This window comes from Candidatus Ishikawaella capsulata Mpkobe, assembly GCF_000828515.1.
GTDB lineage: Bacteria > Pseudomonadota > Gammaproteobacteria > Enterobacterales > Enterobacteriaceae > Ishikawella > Ishikawella capsulata.
The window spans coordinates 35,001-51,406 of the sequence record NZ_AP010872.1 but is presented as its reverse complement, the minus strand read 5'-3'; the positions used below and the strand labels follow the sequence as shown (position 1 = coordinate 51,406).

The 16,406-nt window shown below is 31.6% G+C and carries 8 protein-coding genes, 2 tRNA genes and 2 rRNA genes (1 of these 12 only partly in view); all 12 read right to left on the bottom strand.

Annotated features, from left to right (window positions below; translation table 11 throughout):
• Positions 1–3: 3 nt before the first annotated feature.
• Complete coding sequence (gene folC, locus ICMP_RS00210) at positions 4–1,263, bottom strand: bifunctional tetrahydrofolate synthase/dihydrofolate synthase (RefSeq protein ID WP_041068618.1); 1,260 nt, start codon at positions 1,261–1,263, stop codon at positions 4–6.
• Entirely contained in the window at positions 1,256–2,128 is an 873-nt protein-coding gene (accD, locus tag ICMP_RS00205) for an acetyl-CoA carboxylase, carboxyltransferase subunit beta (protein WP_052456790.1), read from the bottom strand. Before accD ends, folC begins: the two co-directional genes overlap by 8 nt.
• Before the next feature lie 319 nt (positions 2,129–2,447).
• Positions 2,448–3,194 (bottom strand): class I SAM-dependent methyltransferase, encoded by a 747-nt coding sequence (locus ICMP_RS00200; RefSeq protein ID WP_041068614.1) that lies wholly within the window; start codon positions 3,192–3,194, stop codon positions 2,448–2,450.
• Positions 3,175–5,244, bottom strand: coding sequence for an oligopeptidase A (gene prlC / locus ICMP_RS00195; RefSeq protein ID WP_052456789.1), 2,070 nt, complete (start codon positions 5,242–5,244; stop codon positions 3,175–3,177). The genes ICMP_RS00200 and prlC overlap by 20 nt, the downstream gene beginning before the upstream one ends.
• A gap of 156 nt (positions 5,245–5,400) precedes the next feature.
• Positions 5,401–6,216, bottom strand: coding sequence for a sugar phosphate isomerase/epimerase family protein (locus ICMP_RS00190; RefSeq protein WP_041068611.1), 816 nt, complete (start codon positions 6,214–6,216; stop codon positions 5,401–5,403).
• Between the two features lie 689 nt (positions 6,217–6,905).
• Positions 6,906–8,381, bottom strand: a complete 1,476-nt coding sequence (gene ilvC, locus ICMP_RS00185) for a ketol-acid reductoisomerase (RefSeq protein WP_041068608.1) — start codon at positions 8,379–8,381, stop codon at positions 6,906–6,908.
• Positions 8,382–9,197: 816 nt separating this feature from the next.
• A complete protein-coding gene (ilvA, locus tag ICMP_RS00180; RefSeq protein WP_052456847.1) occupies positions 9,198–10,709 on the bottom strand; it encodes a threonine ammonia-lyase, biosynthetic in 1,512 nt (503 codons plus the stop codon).
• 26 nt (positions 10,710–10,735) lie between these two features.
• Entirely contained in the window at positions 10,736–12,586 is a 1,851-nt protein-coding gene (gene ilvD / locus ICMP_RS00175; RefSeq protein WP_041068597.1) for a dihydroxy-acid dehydratase, read from the bottom strand.
• 1,617 nt (positions 12,587–14,203) lie between these two features.
• Positions 14,204–14,279, bottom strand: a tRNA-Trp gene (locus tag ICMP_RS00170).
• Positions 14,280–14,295: 16 nt separating this feature from the next.
• Positions 14,296–14,372 (bottom strand) — tRNA-Asp (locus ICMP_RS00165).
• Between the two features lie 56 nt (positions 14,373–14,428).
• A 5S ribosomal RNA gene (rrf, locus tag ICMP_RS00160) occupies positions 14,429–14,545 on the bottom strand.
• Between the two features lie 79 nt (positions 14,546–14,624).
• Positions 14,625–16,406 (bottom strand): 23S ribosomal RNA (locus ICMP_RS00155) (it continues 1,119 nt past the right edge of the window).

The following is a 16,406-nucleotide window of genomic DNA, read 5'->3' as shown; positions in this document are numbered from 1 at the left end:
GATTCATCTATTTAATAATTTTAGTATTTTAGCAACAGTATGAAAAGAACCAAAACATAAGATTATATCTTGTAATTTAGCTTTCTGATTTACTTTAGACCAAGCTTCTTCTATACTACTACACTTCTCACTTCCTTGGGGTAAATAAGATATTAATTGATTAACATCAGCACCACGTGGTACATCTAATGTGATACAATACCATTTATCAACTTTAGATAATAATGGTGCTAATGTACCAGAAATATTTTTGTCCTTTAACATACCAACTATGGCGAATAATCTTGTATATTTTGATAAATAATTGGAAATACGAGTAGCGAGATATTCACTAGCATGAGGATTATGAGCTACGTCAAGTATAATAACAGGAGCTTTTTGTTTTTGAATTATTTGAAACCGACCAGGCAATGTTATTGTTGGTAAACAAGAATATATAAGCTGAATATCTAATTTAAGTCCAGATACTCTTAGAGCTGCTAGAGCAGTAGCAGCATTGATTAAAGGTATTTTAATTAAAGGTAAGTAATCTAATTGACCATTTAGATCATAGAAGCACCAATAATAGGGATTTTTTTTAAAGGACCATTGATGCTTATACTGTAATAAAAGCACATTTTTTTTCCTGGCAGCTTTTTCAATAGTATATGGTATATCTGATTCGCCAATAATAGCAGGTCTACCATAACGAAATATACCTGCTTTTTCATATCCAATACTAGCTCTCGTAGTACCTAGCAAATCAGTATGATCAATACCGATATTAGTGATGATTGCAATATCAGAATCAATGATATTTGTTGCATCTAAACGACCTCCAAGACCTACTTCAAGTATTACTATATCTAAATGTGCTTGTTTAAATAAAAATAAAGCAGATAATGTACTAAATTCAAAGTAAGTTAATGGAGTTCTTGAACGTGCCGATTCAATAATAGAAAAACTTTCAGTATGCATTTTTTCATTAAGTTCTTTTCCTTGAATACGTATACGTTCTGTATATTTTAAAAGATGAGGAGAACTATAAAGTCCTACTCTATAATTAGCCGATATCAAAAGAGTTTCTAATGTATGACATGTAGTACCTTTTCCATTAGTACCTGTAACAGTAAAAATAAAATTTGCAGGTTTTAAAATATTTAAATATTTAGCAATATTATAAATCCGATCCAATCCTAATTCTATTGTTTTATCATGCAGATTTTCAATATAACATAACCAACTTTGTAAAGAAGTTGTATTATTAGGCGTAATATTATTCATTTGTCTGCTTAGGTAATGGTAATTTCATCATTTTTGCTAATAAATTAGCAATTTTATAACGCATTTCTTGACGTCGCACAATCATATCAATAGCACCTTTTTCTAATAGGAATTCACTAGTTTGAAAACCTTTAGGTAATTTTTCATGCATGGTTTTTTCAATTATGCCGGGACCGGCAAATCCTATTAATGCCTTGGGTTCTGCAATATTCAGATCGCCTAACATAGCAAAACTAGCAGAAACTCCACCCATAGTAGGATTAGTAAGTACAGATATGTAAGGTAATGAAATATTTTGCATTTTAGCTAAAATAGCACTGGTTTTTGCCATCTGCATTAAAGATAAAATTCCTTCTTGCATTCGAGCTCCTCCGCTCGAAGAAAAACATATGAAGGGACATTGATCTTGTAATGCTCGTTCTACAGCTAGTATAAAACGTGTGCCTACTACTACTCCCATTGATCCTCCCATAAAAGTAAACTCAAAAGCTGCTGTAACTATTGGTATAGTATACAGTTGTCCTTTCATTACAATTATGGCATCTTTTTCACCTGTTTTTTTTTGAGCTAAAGCTATACGATCTTTGTATTTCTTTAAATCCTGAAAATTTAAAATGTCTTTGGGTTCTAAATCACTAGCTAATTCAATTTCCGAACCTTTATCTAATAAACAAAGCAAACGTTTTCTAGCATTTATATGCATATGATGATCGCATTTGGGGCAAACTTCTAAATTTCTTTTAAGTTCTGGAATATAAAGCAATTGATTACAACTATGACATTTCTTCCAAATACCTGATGGAATATTTGTTTTACGGTTATTACGAATATTACTTTTATTAAAAATACGTTCAATCCAACTCATTTATAACTCACGTTATTTATATATAATTAAAATACGATGTATTTATGACATATTTGTCAATACAAAATTAATTATTAGTAGATCATATTATCTTTAATTTAGTTTGTTTTATTTTATATATAATAAATTTATTGATACAATCAATTATAAAAACTTAAATAGTTGCTACTAGAAAACTAGCAATTTAAATAATTTTGTCCTAATTCAATGCCTCATACAGTGTTTGTGCTTTTTTCACAGATAAATATTTGCCTTAAAAATTACTAAAATCTGTTTAAGAGTATAAGTTGGTAGTTGATATATATCTGATATTACTATTTTATAATGGAGAATAAATATCAAAACGATGATTTTTAGTAGTAACTTTTGAATAAGTAATTACTCCTGCCAATGGGGGTGCATACTTAGGACGTTTAACAACTACTCTTTTTTGCGCAATTAAACGCGCTTGCTCTAATAGTAAATCGGCATCTTCATCTAAGCCTACAAGTTGTTGTAAAAAGCGCATATCTTTTTTTATCTTGGCACTTTTATTACGTGATGGATACATAGGATCAAGATATACTATTTCTGGTTTATTAATATCATTATATAATAAATTCAGATTAGTATCTTTTAATAAAATTAAATTTCTTTTTAACACTTTACCAATAGTAGTATTTTTATATGCACGTTGCAGTCCATCATAAAGTAAGGCTGAAACTACAGGGTTTCTCTCTATCATACGTACATTGCATCCTAGACAAGATAATACAAAAGCATCGCGTCCTAAACCAGCAGTTGCATCTACTATGCTCGGTAAATAACTCTTTTTTGCTCCCACAGCTATGGCCAATGCTTCTTTAAATGCTCCTCCAAAACGACGCCTATATAACATTGCTCTAGAAGTGAAATCAATGTAAAGTCCTTTTAAATAGGGCTCACTTCTACTACGTAGTTCAAGATGATTACTTGTTTTCACAAGAGACATGGATGCCTCTTCATCATGTTCAAGTTGCCAACTAATTGCTAAAGCTAAGAACATCTTTTGGCTAACATTAGATTCATTAAGTAAAAATATTTTCATCTGATAATGGGGTTAATTTGATTTCGTAATTATCTAATATAAATTCAATTCTTGGTAATCGTCCTCTAAATCTTTTGAATAAGCGGATTGGATTTTCTACACCACCATTTATTAAAATATTTTTTAAAAATGATTCTCCTGTATTACGATTGAAAATACCATCTTCTTTAAATCGTGAAAAAGCATCTGCAGATAGGATATTCGCCCACAGATAACTATAATAACCAGCTGCATAACCTCCTGCAAATATATGACGAAAAGAATGAGGAAATCTATCCCATTTTACATGAGGGACAACATTTACTTGTTTTTTTATTTTTTCAAAAAGTTTTAATATTTGTATTTTATCTACTGGATAAAAATCAGTATGTAAATGTAAATCAAAGAGTGACATTTCCAATTGACGCAGAAGAAATATGGCTCTTTGATAATTTTTACTATCAATTATTTTCATTAATAGTGGTTTTGGTAATTTTTCTCCTGTTTCATAGTGTCCAGAAATTAAAGATAATACTTCTGGTTCCCAACACCAATTTTCCATCAATTGACTAGGTAATTCCACAGCATCCCAAGGAACACCATTAATTCCAGAAACACCAGGGATTTCTACTTTAGTTAAAATATGATGTAAAGTGTGTCCAAATTCGTGAAAAATAGTAATTATATCATTATGATTAAAAAGAGCTGGTATATTATTTATGCCGGATCTTATATTGCAATTTAAATAAGCTACTGGTTTTTGTAAAGTTCCATCTTTTCTCCGCATCATATCTAAACAACTGTCCATCCAAGCTCCATTCATTTTGTTAGAACGGGAGTAAAGATCCATATAAAAACTACCACGTAATTCACCATTTTCATCAAATACATCAAAAAATCTCACTGTGGGGTGCCAAATATCAATATCATATCGCTCTCTTGTAGTCATTCCATAGATTAGTTTTATTAATTTGAATAATCCATTAATTACACGATCCTCTGGAAAATAACATCGTAATTCTTCATCATTAATATGATAAATGTGTTTTTTTTGTTTTTGACTATAATATTTTAAATCCCAAGGAAAAATTTTTTTACCATATTTTTCTTTAACAAAAATTTTTAGTTGAGAAATTTCTTGTTTCGCTTTACATCGCACTGCTTTTACCAGTTTAGTAAATAATCTTATCACCTGTTTCGGATTACTCGCCATTTTAGTTGCAAAGGACTTCTCGGCAAAACAACTAAAACCTAACAATTTAGATTGCTGATTACGAAGTAATAATTGTTCAACTATAATTGTGCTATTATCCCATTTACCTGCATTTGGTCCCTCATCAGAAGCACGAGTTAAATAAGCTTTATATATTTCTTTACGTAATGCTTCATTATCACAATATGTTATTATAGAAGTATAAATATCTTCGTCTAAAGTTAACAACCATCCTATTTTATTATTCTCTTGAGCTTTAATTTTTAATTTTTTTAATATATTTTCTGGTATACCTGTTAGTTCACTTGGATTTTTAACTATTTTATTCCAATTCCTAGTAGAATCCAGTACATTATTATTGTAGTTTGATTCTAATTCAGAAAGAAGTATCATGATTTTTTCATTACAAATTTGTTTTTCTCTAGGTAGAGAAATACCTGATAACTCAAAATCACGCAATATATTATCAATTAATTTTTTACGAGCTAAATCAAGTATATTATAATCTTCACTATCCCTAAAAACTTTATAAGCATTGTATAATTTTTGGTGTCTAGCTACCCAAGTATTATATTGAGTTAATAATATTAATGCTTTTTTATATTCTTCACGAAACTTTAAAGTGTTTTTTACTGCATTTAAATGACTTATTGGAGAGAATACACGGTTTAAACGATCATTGGCTTCTAGTAAAGGTTGACAAAAATTATTCCATGTAAAATTAGTATTTTGTGATAATATTAGTTCTATTAAACTACGACATTTTTTTTGAACTTGATGTATAGCAGGCACCACATGTTCAGGTTTAATCTGGGAGAAAGGAGGTATTATAAAAGAAGTAAGCAAAGGATTTTTCATATTCTATTTTATAGAGAATTATATTACAGTGTAAACATATTAATATAGTAAATTTTACTCATTGTATACTTTTAAAATAAATATCACTAATTATTTAATATATTTATTAACGATAACAACATCGAATATTTTATATTCGACATATAATTAAGTATATTACAAATATTTTTTTATAGAATGCCAGGCTTTAACTGCTGCTTCATATGGCGGTAAGTTTTTAAATTTATCATTAAACACTTCCAAACCAATTGGTCCACGATAATTTATGCTATGTAGTTTATCAATAAATTCCTTAATATTAATTATACCTTCTCCAGGTAATAATCTTTGATGACGTGCTATATTAATGAGTTTTGATTTATCCCTTATAGGAAGGGGTTTGGCTATATCACATAATTGAACTTCATAAATATAATCAGCTGGAATACCATCAAGTTGAGAAGAATCTCCACCTAATGCACAAATATGAAATAAATCAACTACTAACCCAATATTAGGTTGTTCAAGTTTTTGGATTCTTTTCCAAGCCAATGGCAGGGTATTATCTATACTACACCAAGCCATAGGTTCATACATAATTCTCATCTTGTAGCGAGCTGCTTCTGAAGCTAACCAACATAAATCATCATTAATTCTTTCTGGTATACAATCTTCACGAGTGGTAGCAGGAGCTTGGATTGTATTACATCCTAACTTTTGTGCTAAATCAATAAATTTATAAAATTCTTGACGTTTATTCAAACGCTCTACTTCTGGTATACCAGTGAAATCCCGAAGAACTTGTATATTTGTAAAACCTAATCTATGAATTTTAGAAAAATTTTTCAGTTTCTCCACTCCCTCTGTACTGTTTTCTATATCTTCAAGCCAAATTTCCACTTGATCAAAACCAGCTTTATGTGCTGCATGTAATTTTTCTTCAGCTGTTCCTTTTAGTAATACTAAATTAAGGAATACAAGATTATTACTCATAAATAAAAATCCTTTAAATTCAATGGATTAACACAATTAAATCATAAAAATGATATAAATCATACTTATTATGGTTGAAGTATATTAGAAAATAATATGTATATGTCACTAAAAAAATATGCGCATTAGCTTAGTAGTATTCAAGGTGCTAGAATATAACAACCTATCAATATTAAACTATCCATCATTTCTTACCATTTAATGTATCTATAAGACGACTTATAAATATAACAATACTGGTTGCCAGTATAGTAGTTGCTATACCTTAATAATATTTGTTTTAGAAAAGCTAAACTCACGCCAACTGCTAATGTATCCATGCTAGTTACTAAAGTTTTATGCTATGACTTTGCAACGGGAGATGAGATTCATTGGTTATCTTTCTATAACTGATTATCATGCATAAATATTAATAAAATAAACGCTATGCAATACAATGATCTGCCATCACAAAACCTGTCTCACCTAAAAGTACCAAAAATTCATTCAGTAGGTAATGCCTCTTTAAATGTAGGATTCACCACCAGAGCAACACCTTTACCGATTGTTGAAATGCCTCCAGATACATACCTATAAATATTATAATTGCAATATAACTCATGAATATATAAGCTAATGCTTATTCAAATAGCAATTACTTTGTAATTTATATTAATAAGCACTTTATCCATATAATTACATTTAATCATTTATTTTGAAATAGTAATAGGTTTCATATTAATCATATAACTTCTAAGTTTACGACCAATTATTTCAATAGGATGATTACAAATAGCTTCATTTACATCACGTAACTCTTTATTATCTACTTTTTTACAGCTAATTGACTTACCTAAATCTTCATCTAACAATTTTTCCATAAATTGTTTTAATAAAGGTATGGCTTCAAAAGAGAACAAATAGTTTCCGTATTCTGCAGTATCAGAAATTACTATATTCATTTCATATAATCTTTTACGTGCAATAGTATTCGCTATAAGCGGTAATTCATGTAAGGATTCATAATAGGCAGATTCTGCTAAAATACCTGCTTCTCTCATTGTTTCGAATGCTAATTCAACACCTGCTTTTACCATTGCTACCATTATAATACCGTGTTCATAATAATCTGATTCTGGTATATTATTCGAGTAAAAAGGCTGATTTTCGAAATTAGTTTGTCTAGTTTTTTCACGCCAAAATAATAGATTTTTATCTCCGTTTGTCCAATCTTTCATCATATCACAAGAGAATTTACCAGAGAGAATATCATCCATATGTTTACGAAATAAAGGTGTTAGAAGAGTTTTTAATTTTTCTGATAAATAATATGCACGTAGTTTAGCGGGATTTGAAAGACGATCCATCATTAAAGTTATACCGCCAAATTTTAAAGATTCAGTAATTACTTCCCATCCAAACTGTACTAAATTAGTCGCATAAACAACATCTACACCATTAGATACAAGTTTATTAAAACATAATAATGATCCTGTTTGAAGTAAACCACACAGAATTGTTTGTTCACCCATTAAGTCAGATTTAACTTCAGCTATAAAGGATGATTCTAGTACTCCTGCACGATCCGCTCCTATAGACGTTGCCCAAGCTTTAGCAATAGCTAAGCCTTCTTGTTTTGGATCATTTTCACAGTGAACCGCAATTAGAGTTGGTACTCCAAAGCCACGTTTATATTCTTCACGTACTTCAGTACCAGGACATTTGGGTGCAACCATTACTACGGTAATATCTTTGCGAATTAATTGGCCTACTTCAACAATATTAAATCCATGTGAATAGCCTAAAGCAGCTCCTGTTTTCATTAAAGGTTGTATTTGCTGAATAATCTCAGAATGTTGTTTATCTGGAGTTAAGTTAATTATTAAATCAGCATCAGGAATTAACGTATTATATGTACCTATTTTAAAACCATTTAGATTAGCATTAGACCATGTTTTATTTTTTTTTTCAATAGATTCCTGGCGTAATACATAAGATATATCTAGCCCGGAGTCTCGCATATTAAGGCCTTGATTTAATCCTTGAGAACCGCATCCAACTATAACTATTTTTTTTCTTTTTAAATAGTTTATACTATCAGTAAATTCATTTCTTGACATAAAGCGACATTTACTCAATTGTATTAGTTGATTACGTAAATTCAATTTATTGAAATAATTATCCATAAAGATTCCATCTGCAATATGAAGGATATTGATATAATATTATATAAATGTTTTTATTAAATAGTTGATATATTATATTGCGTGTAGTGCAATATAAATTATGTAAAAAGTTTAGCTTTAATAGGGATTTAGCTGATTTAAAGATTTTGTTAACATTTTATAATAATGTTATTTTAAAATAACAGTACGTACGTGACGTGCTATAAGTGAAGTTAATTACCTATTGAATTTGATGATAGACAAACAATGAAATAAAATATTTCGCAAATTTTATTTATGCGTGATAAAAAAGATTTTGTTTTAAGTAAAAGCATTAATGTAAATAATTTGATTATCCCATCATATAAATAACAGTAGAACAGACAAGTAGTCCTTAAACCAAATATGTTTTCTGCTGTTATATTTATATATATTTGCTTATAGTCATTGACCTCTTATTGAGAAACTCTGTTAATATCCTGCCATCAACTAAAGCTCATATAGTTAATTTAATAGGTAAAAATATATTTTGTAAAGCAGAAAATCAAATAATAGAACATTGTTCTTTACGGATAAATGTTCCTGGTTTATTCTTCAGCGAGTGACTTCAAAAATGATTTGAAATGGTGTAATCAGATACTACTACTTATAGGTATTTCATTTATCATAATCATACATACTACATACTTTATCTAGTCATGAAGTACTATTTCTTCAGTAGATATTGCATTATTATCTAAAATAGTATCATCTGGTAGTCCAGTACTTATACTATAAAAAAAATATTTTTTCTTTAGAATTAAATTCTAATAAAAAATACTCCATGGAACTTTAATATCAAAAACCTTTTAAAAAAAACCGAAATGCCGGATTCTTGGTTTCATCATGAAAATGATATCCTAGCTCACTCAAGTGCTTTTGAAAACGTTGTTCGTTATTACCTATCTCAAAAGCAGCTAATACTCTTCCATGATCTGCACCGTGATTACGATAATGAAATAGTGAAATATTCCAATGAGTACCTAATGTTTTTAGAAACTTTAGAAGAGCACCAGGTGATTCAGGAAATTCAAAGCTGAATAGACGTTCGTAAATAGGTTTTGAAGGACGTCCTCCTACCATATAACGTACATGTAATTTTGCTATTTCATCATCTGATAAATCTATTACTTTATACCCACTAAAAGTTAATTGATTAATTAATTCACATCGTTCGTGTAAGCCATTTGTTAAGCGTATACCTACAAAAATATAAGCATAATCTGAATTAGCGTATCTGTAATTAAATTCAGTCACAAATCTTCCATGCAATGTTTGACAAAATTTTAAGAAACTTCCTTGTAATTCTGGTATAATAACAGCAAGTAATGCCTCACGTTGTTCACCTAGTTCGCATCTTTCGGAAACATATCTCAATCCATGAAAATTAACATTTGCACCTGAAAGTATATGAGCTAACTTTTCATTTCTAATATTATATTTCTTAATATATTTTTTCATACCGGCTAATGCTAATGCCCCGGCAGGTTCCGCTATTGCTCTTACATCTTCAAAAATATCCTTCATAGCAGAACAAATATTATCATTATTAACTGTAATAATATCATCCAAATATTTTTGACAAAGTCGAAATGTTTCATCTCCAATTTTTTTTACAGCTACTCCTTCTGCAAATAATCCTACCCGTGATAAAGCTATTGGATAACCAACATTTAATGCAGCTTTTAAGCAAGCAGAATCTTCTGCTTCTACAGCAATAACTTTAATTTGAGGCATTAATTGTTTAATTAATACTGATACTCCAGCAGCTAAACCACCACCTCCTACCGGAACGAAAATACGATCTAGATGTGCATCTTGTTGCAACAACTCCATTGCTAGAGTACCTTGACCAGCAATTACTGCTGGATGATTAAATGGTGGTACAAAAGTATATCCTTCTTTATGAGAAAGAGAAATAGCATGATCTTGTGCTTCATCAAAATTATTACCAAATAACTTAACTTGACTTCCCAATGTGCGTACTGCATCTACTTTTATATCGGAAGTTGATATTGGCATGATAATTAACGATTTAATTCCTAATTTGTTAGCAGAAAGTGCTACTCCTTGTGCATGATTACCTGCTGATGCTGTTATAACACCACCCATTTTCTGTTCTTTTGTTAATCCTGATATCATAGCATAAGCTCCACGTAGCTTAAAACTATGTACTATTTGACGATCTTCACGTTTTACTAAAATTGTATTTTTAAAACGTAACGATGTTTTTTGCATTTTTTGCAAAGGTGTTATTTGAGCTACTTCATAAACCGGAGAACGTAAAATTGTGTGTAAATATTCTGTCATATCAAGTTGGGTTAACTTCACATTAATTAACCTTCTAATTGATTTTTATTACGTGCAGCACCTTTATCAGCACTAGTAGTAAATGCAGCATATGCACGTAAAGCTAATGATACTTCACGTTTGCGTTTATTTGGTTTATAAGCAAAAATGCCTCTTTTTTTTTCTTTTTGAATACGATTATTTAACTCGTGCTCTAATACGACTAGATTAATTATGCGATTAGGTATATCAATTTCAATTATATCTCCATCTTTTACTAATGCAATAATTCCTCTATCAGCGGCTTCTGGTGATATATGTCCAATAGATAACCCTGCACTTCCTCCAGAAAAACGTCCATCAGTGACTAATGCACACTTGTCTGATAAACCAACTGATTTTAAGTATGTTGTTGGATAAAGCATTTCTTGCATTCCAGGTCCGCCTTTAGGTCCTTCATAACGAATAACTACCACATCTCCCTCGATAACTTTTCCTGTAAGAATAGCTTGAACTGCATCCTCTTGACTTTCATATACTTTAGCTGAACCTGTAAATTTTAAAATTTTTTTGTTTACACCAGCCGTTTTTACAATACATCCATCTTTTGCTAAATTACCATATAAAACAGCTAATCCACCATCTTGAGAATAAGCAAAATCAACAGATCTTATACAACCTTTTTGACGATCTTTATCTAATTTATTCCAGCGAACATTTTGTGAAAAAGCTTGAGTAGTTCGAATACCTGCTGGGGCAGCAAGAAACATTTTTTTTATACACTCATCTTGAGTCACTAAAATATCATAACTTTTTAATGTTTCACTTAAAGTAATACCTAGAATATTCAGCACGCTAGTATCAATTAATTTAGCTCTATCTAATTCACCAAGTATACCAAATACTCCTCCAGCTCTATGTAGATCTTCCATATAGTATTTTTTTGTGCTAGGTGCAATTTTACATAGATGAGGAACTTTTCGTGATAAAACATCAATATCAGATATACTGAAATCAATGTTGCCTTCTTGTGCTGCAGCTAATAAATGAAGCACCGTATTAGTTGAACCACCCATTGCTATATCAAGGATAATGGCATTTTTGAAAGCTGACTTATTCGCTATACTTCTTGGTAATACACTGCTATCGTTATTTTCATAGTACTTTTTAGTTAACTTAACTATTTGTTTACCTGCATTAATAAATAATTCTTTACGATCAATATGGGTAGCTAATAGAGAACCATTACCAGGGAATGCTAAACCAATTGCTTCAGTTAAACAATTCATTGAATTTGCTGTGAACATCCCTGAACAAGAACCACACGTTGGACAAGCTAAATCTTCTATTTTTTTACTATGCGTGGCGCTAGTATTTGGATTAGCACTGTGCATGATAGCGTCAGTCAAATCAATCTTATTTGTTTGATTATTAAAATTGATTTTTCCTGCTTCCATTGGTCCTCCCGATACAAAAATCACAGGAATATTAAGACGCAAAGAGGCTATCAACATTCCTGGGGTAATTTTATCGCAATTAGATATGCAAACCATTGCGTCTGCACAATGTGCATTTATCATATATTCTATAGAATCAGCTATTAGTTCTCTGGAGGGTAAAGAATAAAGCATTCCATGATGACCCATGGCTATACCATCATCTATTGCAATAGTGTTAAATTCTTTAGCTATTCCATTTGATAGTTCAATATATTTTGATACTAATTTTCCTAATAAACGCAGATGGATATGTCCCGGAACGAATTGCGTAAATGAATTCACTACTGCTATAATTGGTTTTCCAAAATCGGCTTCTGTCATGCCTGTAGCACGCCATAGAGCACGAGCACCAGCCATATTACGACCATAAATTGTAGTAGCAGAACGGTATTTCGGCATGCTTTATTTGCTCCATATATTAGTTAAGATATTTTTATAATGACTGTACTAACCTCATTTATCTTCGGTTGCTACTCTAAAAATAATATAAAGTATATTATATATTTTATTTATATCACAAAATTTGCCATGTAATATCTAAACTTGATCGATGCTATCCACTGCTAATTTATACTGTAATTTATTAAATATTCTTATATATCCTATATTCAAACAGATATTTTACTACGTATTATAATAATTGGTAAAATAAACAGTTATCTGGAGAAGTAATTTTCATACTTTTAAACAATTACTCCTAAATATGAAAAATATCAATGTATATTAATCATGATGAACATAATAATGACATATTTCATTTCTAATACAGGAGATAAGTAGTTACTACTTGATTTAGCAAATATTAGTAGAGTAATGAGTATTAGGCGTCACACGATGACTTGATTATTTTAAAAAAATCCTAGAGGATACTTCTCTCATTTTTTTATAGTTTTCAAATTATTCCGCTATATATGCTAAATTATATAGACTGAATATACGCATTAATGAATTTATTAGTTTTACAATAAGCACTTATTCAGTTATCCATACTATACATTCAATAGTAAACCTAAACCTATATTTTTGTACGGAATAATCTAAAAGTTGCATATGTTTACTACGGAGAATATCTTCTGAAAGAAGATCGTGAGGTATGATAATATAAAGCATGTTAGATTATTATTTTTAGCTATACTTATGTCATTATTTCAGCATTTTTAAACAAAATGAATTATTTTTTAAACTAATTTTATTACTTAATACAACATAATTTTTATGTTAGCATATTTTATAATATATCTATTAACTAAACATTATGATAAATAAAGTATTTAAAATGTATTTTTTTTTATAATATGTAGAAAAATTAAATTTGTTTATTTTAAAATGTGATACATATATCGCAATAACTCCTAAAAAGGAGAACCTAATTATGTTAATAGGATATAGCTATTCCTATAAAATTAGGCATAAAATAATATTTATTATATAATTATATTTTCAATAATATCTATCTCATAGAGAATGATTCTGGACAAAATCCATATTAATAGAGCAGTATTTTTATGTATTAATATACATAAGCTTATTAAGCATAGATAACCATTTAACACTTTAACTAATTTGTTTACCTAGAAATAACATTTCATAGTAATACTATCTAAGTAAAATGCTTAATTATAAATATAATGTAAATAACAGCTTGTTATCGCAATTACATTTGTTACAAATATTTTTATCATATAAAATAATGCTTATTACTTGATAAGCAAAGTAGTAAATTATGATCTCTGTATTTTATTTTATAATTTTTGGGCATTTATTTGAGGTTATAGTCAACAACCACATACTTTCATTTTCAACTTTCTGTTTTATTTGAGGGGTTTCTTATATTCTAAATATAATAACTAATTAAAGTAAAAACTAGAGAATTATCATGAATTAGCTTATTTTATCGGAAAATGACTATGATTTTAAAAACTACGAGAATAAAATTAAAAATATTTGATATAGCAAAATATTTTTGCATTTTCACAATTAATTCTATCAATATCAATATATTTGTATTTTATATATTGGCAGGGACGAAGGGACTCGAACCCCCAACGCCCGGTTTTGGAGACCGGTGCTCTACCAATTGAACTACGTCCCTACTAATAAATAATATGTGGCGGTGCGGACGGGATTTGAACCCGCGACCCCCGGCGTGACAGGCCAGTATTCTAACCAGCTGAACTACCGCACCTATAAACATATTAGATACCATAAAATTATTAAAATTAATGATAAATAAAAGGCGAAACCTGGCAGTTTCCTAGTCTCACATGGGGAGACCCCACACTACCATCGGCGCCACGACATTTCACTTCTGAGTTCGGAATGGAATCAGGTGGTTCTGCCGTACTAATTACTGCCAGGTAACCTTTATTAAAGGATTAATATCATAGATAATTAATTGGTACAAGCTAAATATTTTATAACACGTCTCTAGTGTTGTGAAGTTAAGTCTCACGGGTCATTAGTACTGGTTAGCTCAACACATCACTATGCTTACACATCCAGCCTATCAACGTCGTTGTCTTCAACGTCCCTTTAGGAGGTATAATAACCTCAGGGAAAACTCATCTTAGGGCAAGTTTCGTGCTTAGATGCTTTCAGCACTTATCTTTTCCGTACTTAGCTACCGGGCAATGCCATTGGCATGACAACCCGAACACCAGAGGTACGTTCACTTCGGTCCTCTCGTACTAGAAGCAACCCCCTTCAATTTTCCAACGCCCACGGCAGATAGGGACCGAACTGTCTCACGACGTTCTAAACCCAGCTCGCGTACCACTTTAAATGGCGAACAGCCATACCCTTGGGACCTACTACAGCCCCAGGATGTGATGAGCCGACATCGAGGTGCCAAACACCGCCGTCGATATGAACTCTTGGGCGGTATTAGCCTGTTATCCCCGGAGTACCTTTTATTCGTTGAGCGATGGCCCTTCCATGCAGAACCACCGGATCACTAAGACCTGCTTTCGCATCTGTTCGCGTTGTCACGCTCACAGTTAAGCCAGCTTATGCCTTTGCACTAACCTCACGATATCCGACCGTGATTAGCTGACCTTTGTACTCCTCCGTTACTCTTTGGGAGGAGACCGCCCCAGTCAAACTACCCACCAGACAATGTCCGCATTCCGGATTACGGAATTACGTTAGAATATTGAATATCAAAGGGTGGTATTTCAAGGTTGACTCCATGTAAACTAGCGTCCACATTTCTTAGTCTCCCACCTATCCTACACATCAAGATTCAATATTCATTGCCAAGCTATAGTAAAGGTTCACGGGGTCTTTCCGTCTTGCCGCGGGTACACTGCATCTTCACAGCGATTTCAATTTCACTGAGTCTCGGGTGGAGACAGCCTGGCCATCATTACGCCATTCGTGCAGGTCGGAACTTACCCGACAAGGAATTTCGCTACCTTAGGACCGTTATAGTTACGGCCGCCGTTTACCGGGGCTTCGATCAGGAGCTTTTCTTTCGATAACTCCATCAATTAACCTTCCGGCACCGGGCAGGCATCACACCGTATACGTCCACTTTCGTGTTTGCACAGTGCTATGTTTTTAATAAACAGTTGCAGCCAGCTGGTATCTTAGACTAATCTCAGCTCTGGGAGTTAATCCTTTCACCTAATATTAGTGTGCCTTCTCCCGAAGTTACGGCACTATTTTGCCTAGTTCCTTCACCCGAGTTCTCTCAAGCGCCTGAGTATTCTCTACTTTACTACCTGTGTCGGTTTGAGGTACGATTTAGTATTACCTATAGCTTAGAGGCTTTTCTTGGAAGTGTGGCATTTGTTACTTAGGTACCTGAGTACTTTGTTATCACACCTCAATTTTAACTTTTCGGATTTACCTAAAAAGTCAATCTACATGTTTAAACCAAGATAAACCGTCACTTGGCTAACATAGCCTTCTTCGTCCCCCCTTGGCAGTAATACTAAGTACAGGAATATTAACCTGTTCACCATCGACTACACCTTGCGGTCTCGTCTTAGAAATCGACTTACCCTGCCCCGATTAACGTTGGACAGGAAACCTTAGTTTTTCGGCGAGTAGGTTTTTCACCTACTTTATCGTTACTCATGTCAGCATTCGCACTTCTGATACCTCCAGTAATTTTTTTAAATTACCTTCATAAGCTTACAGAACGCTCCCCTACCCAACAATTTTTAAGTTGTTGCCGCAGCTTCGGTACATAATTTAGCCCCGTTACATCTTCCGC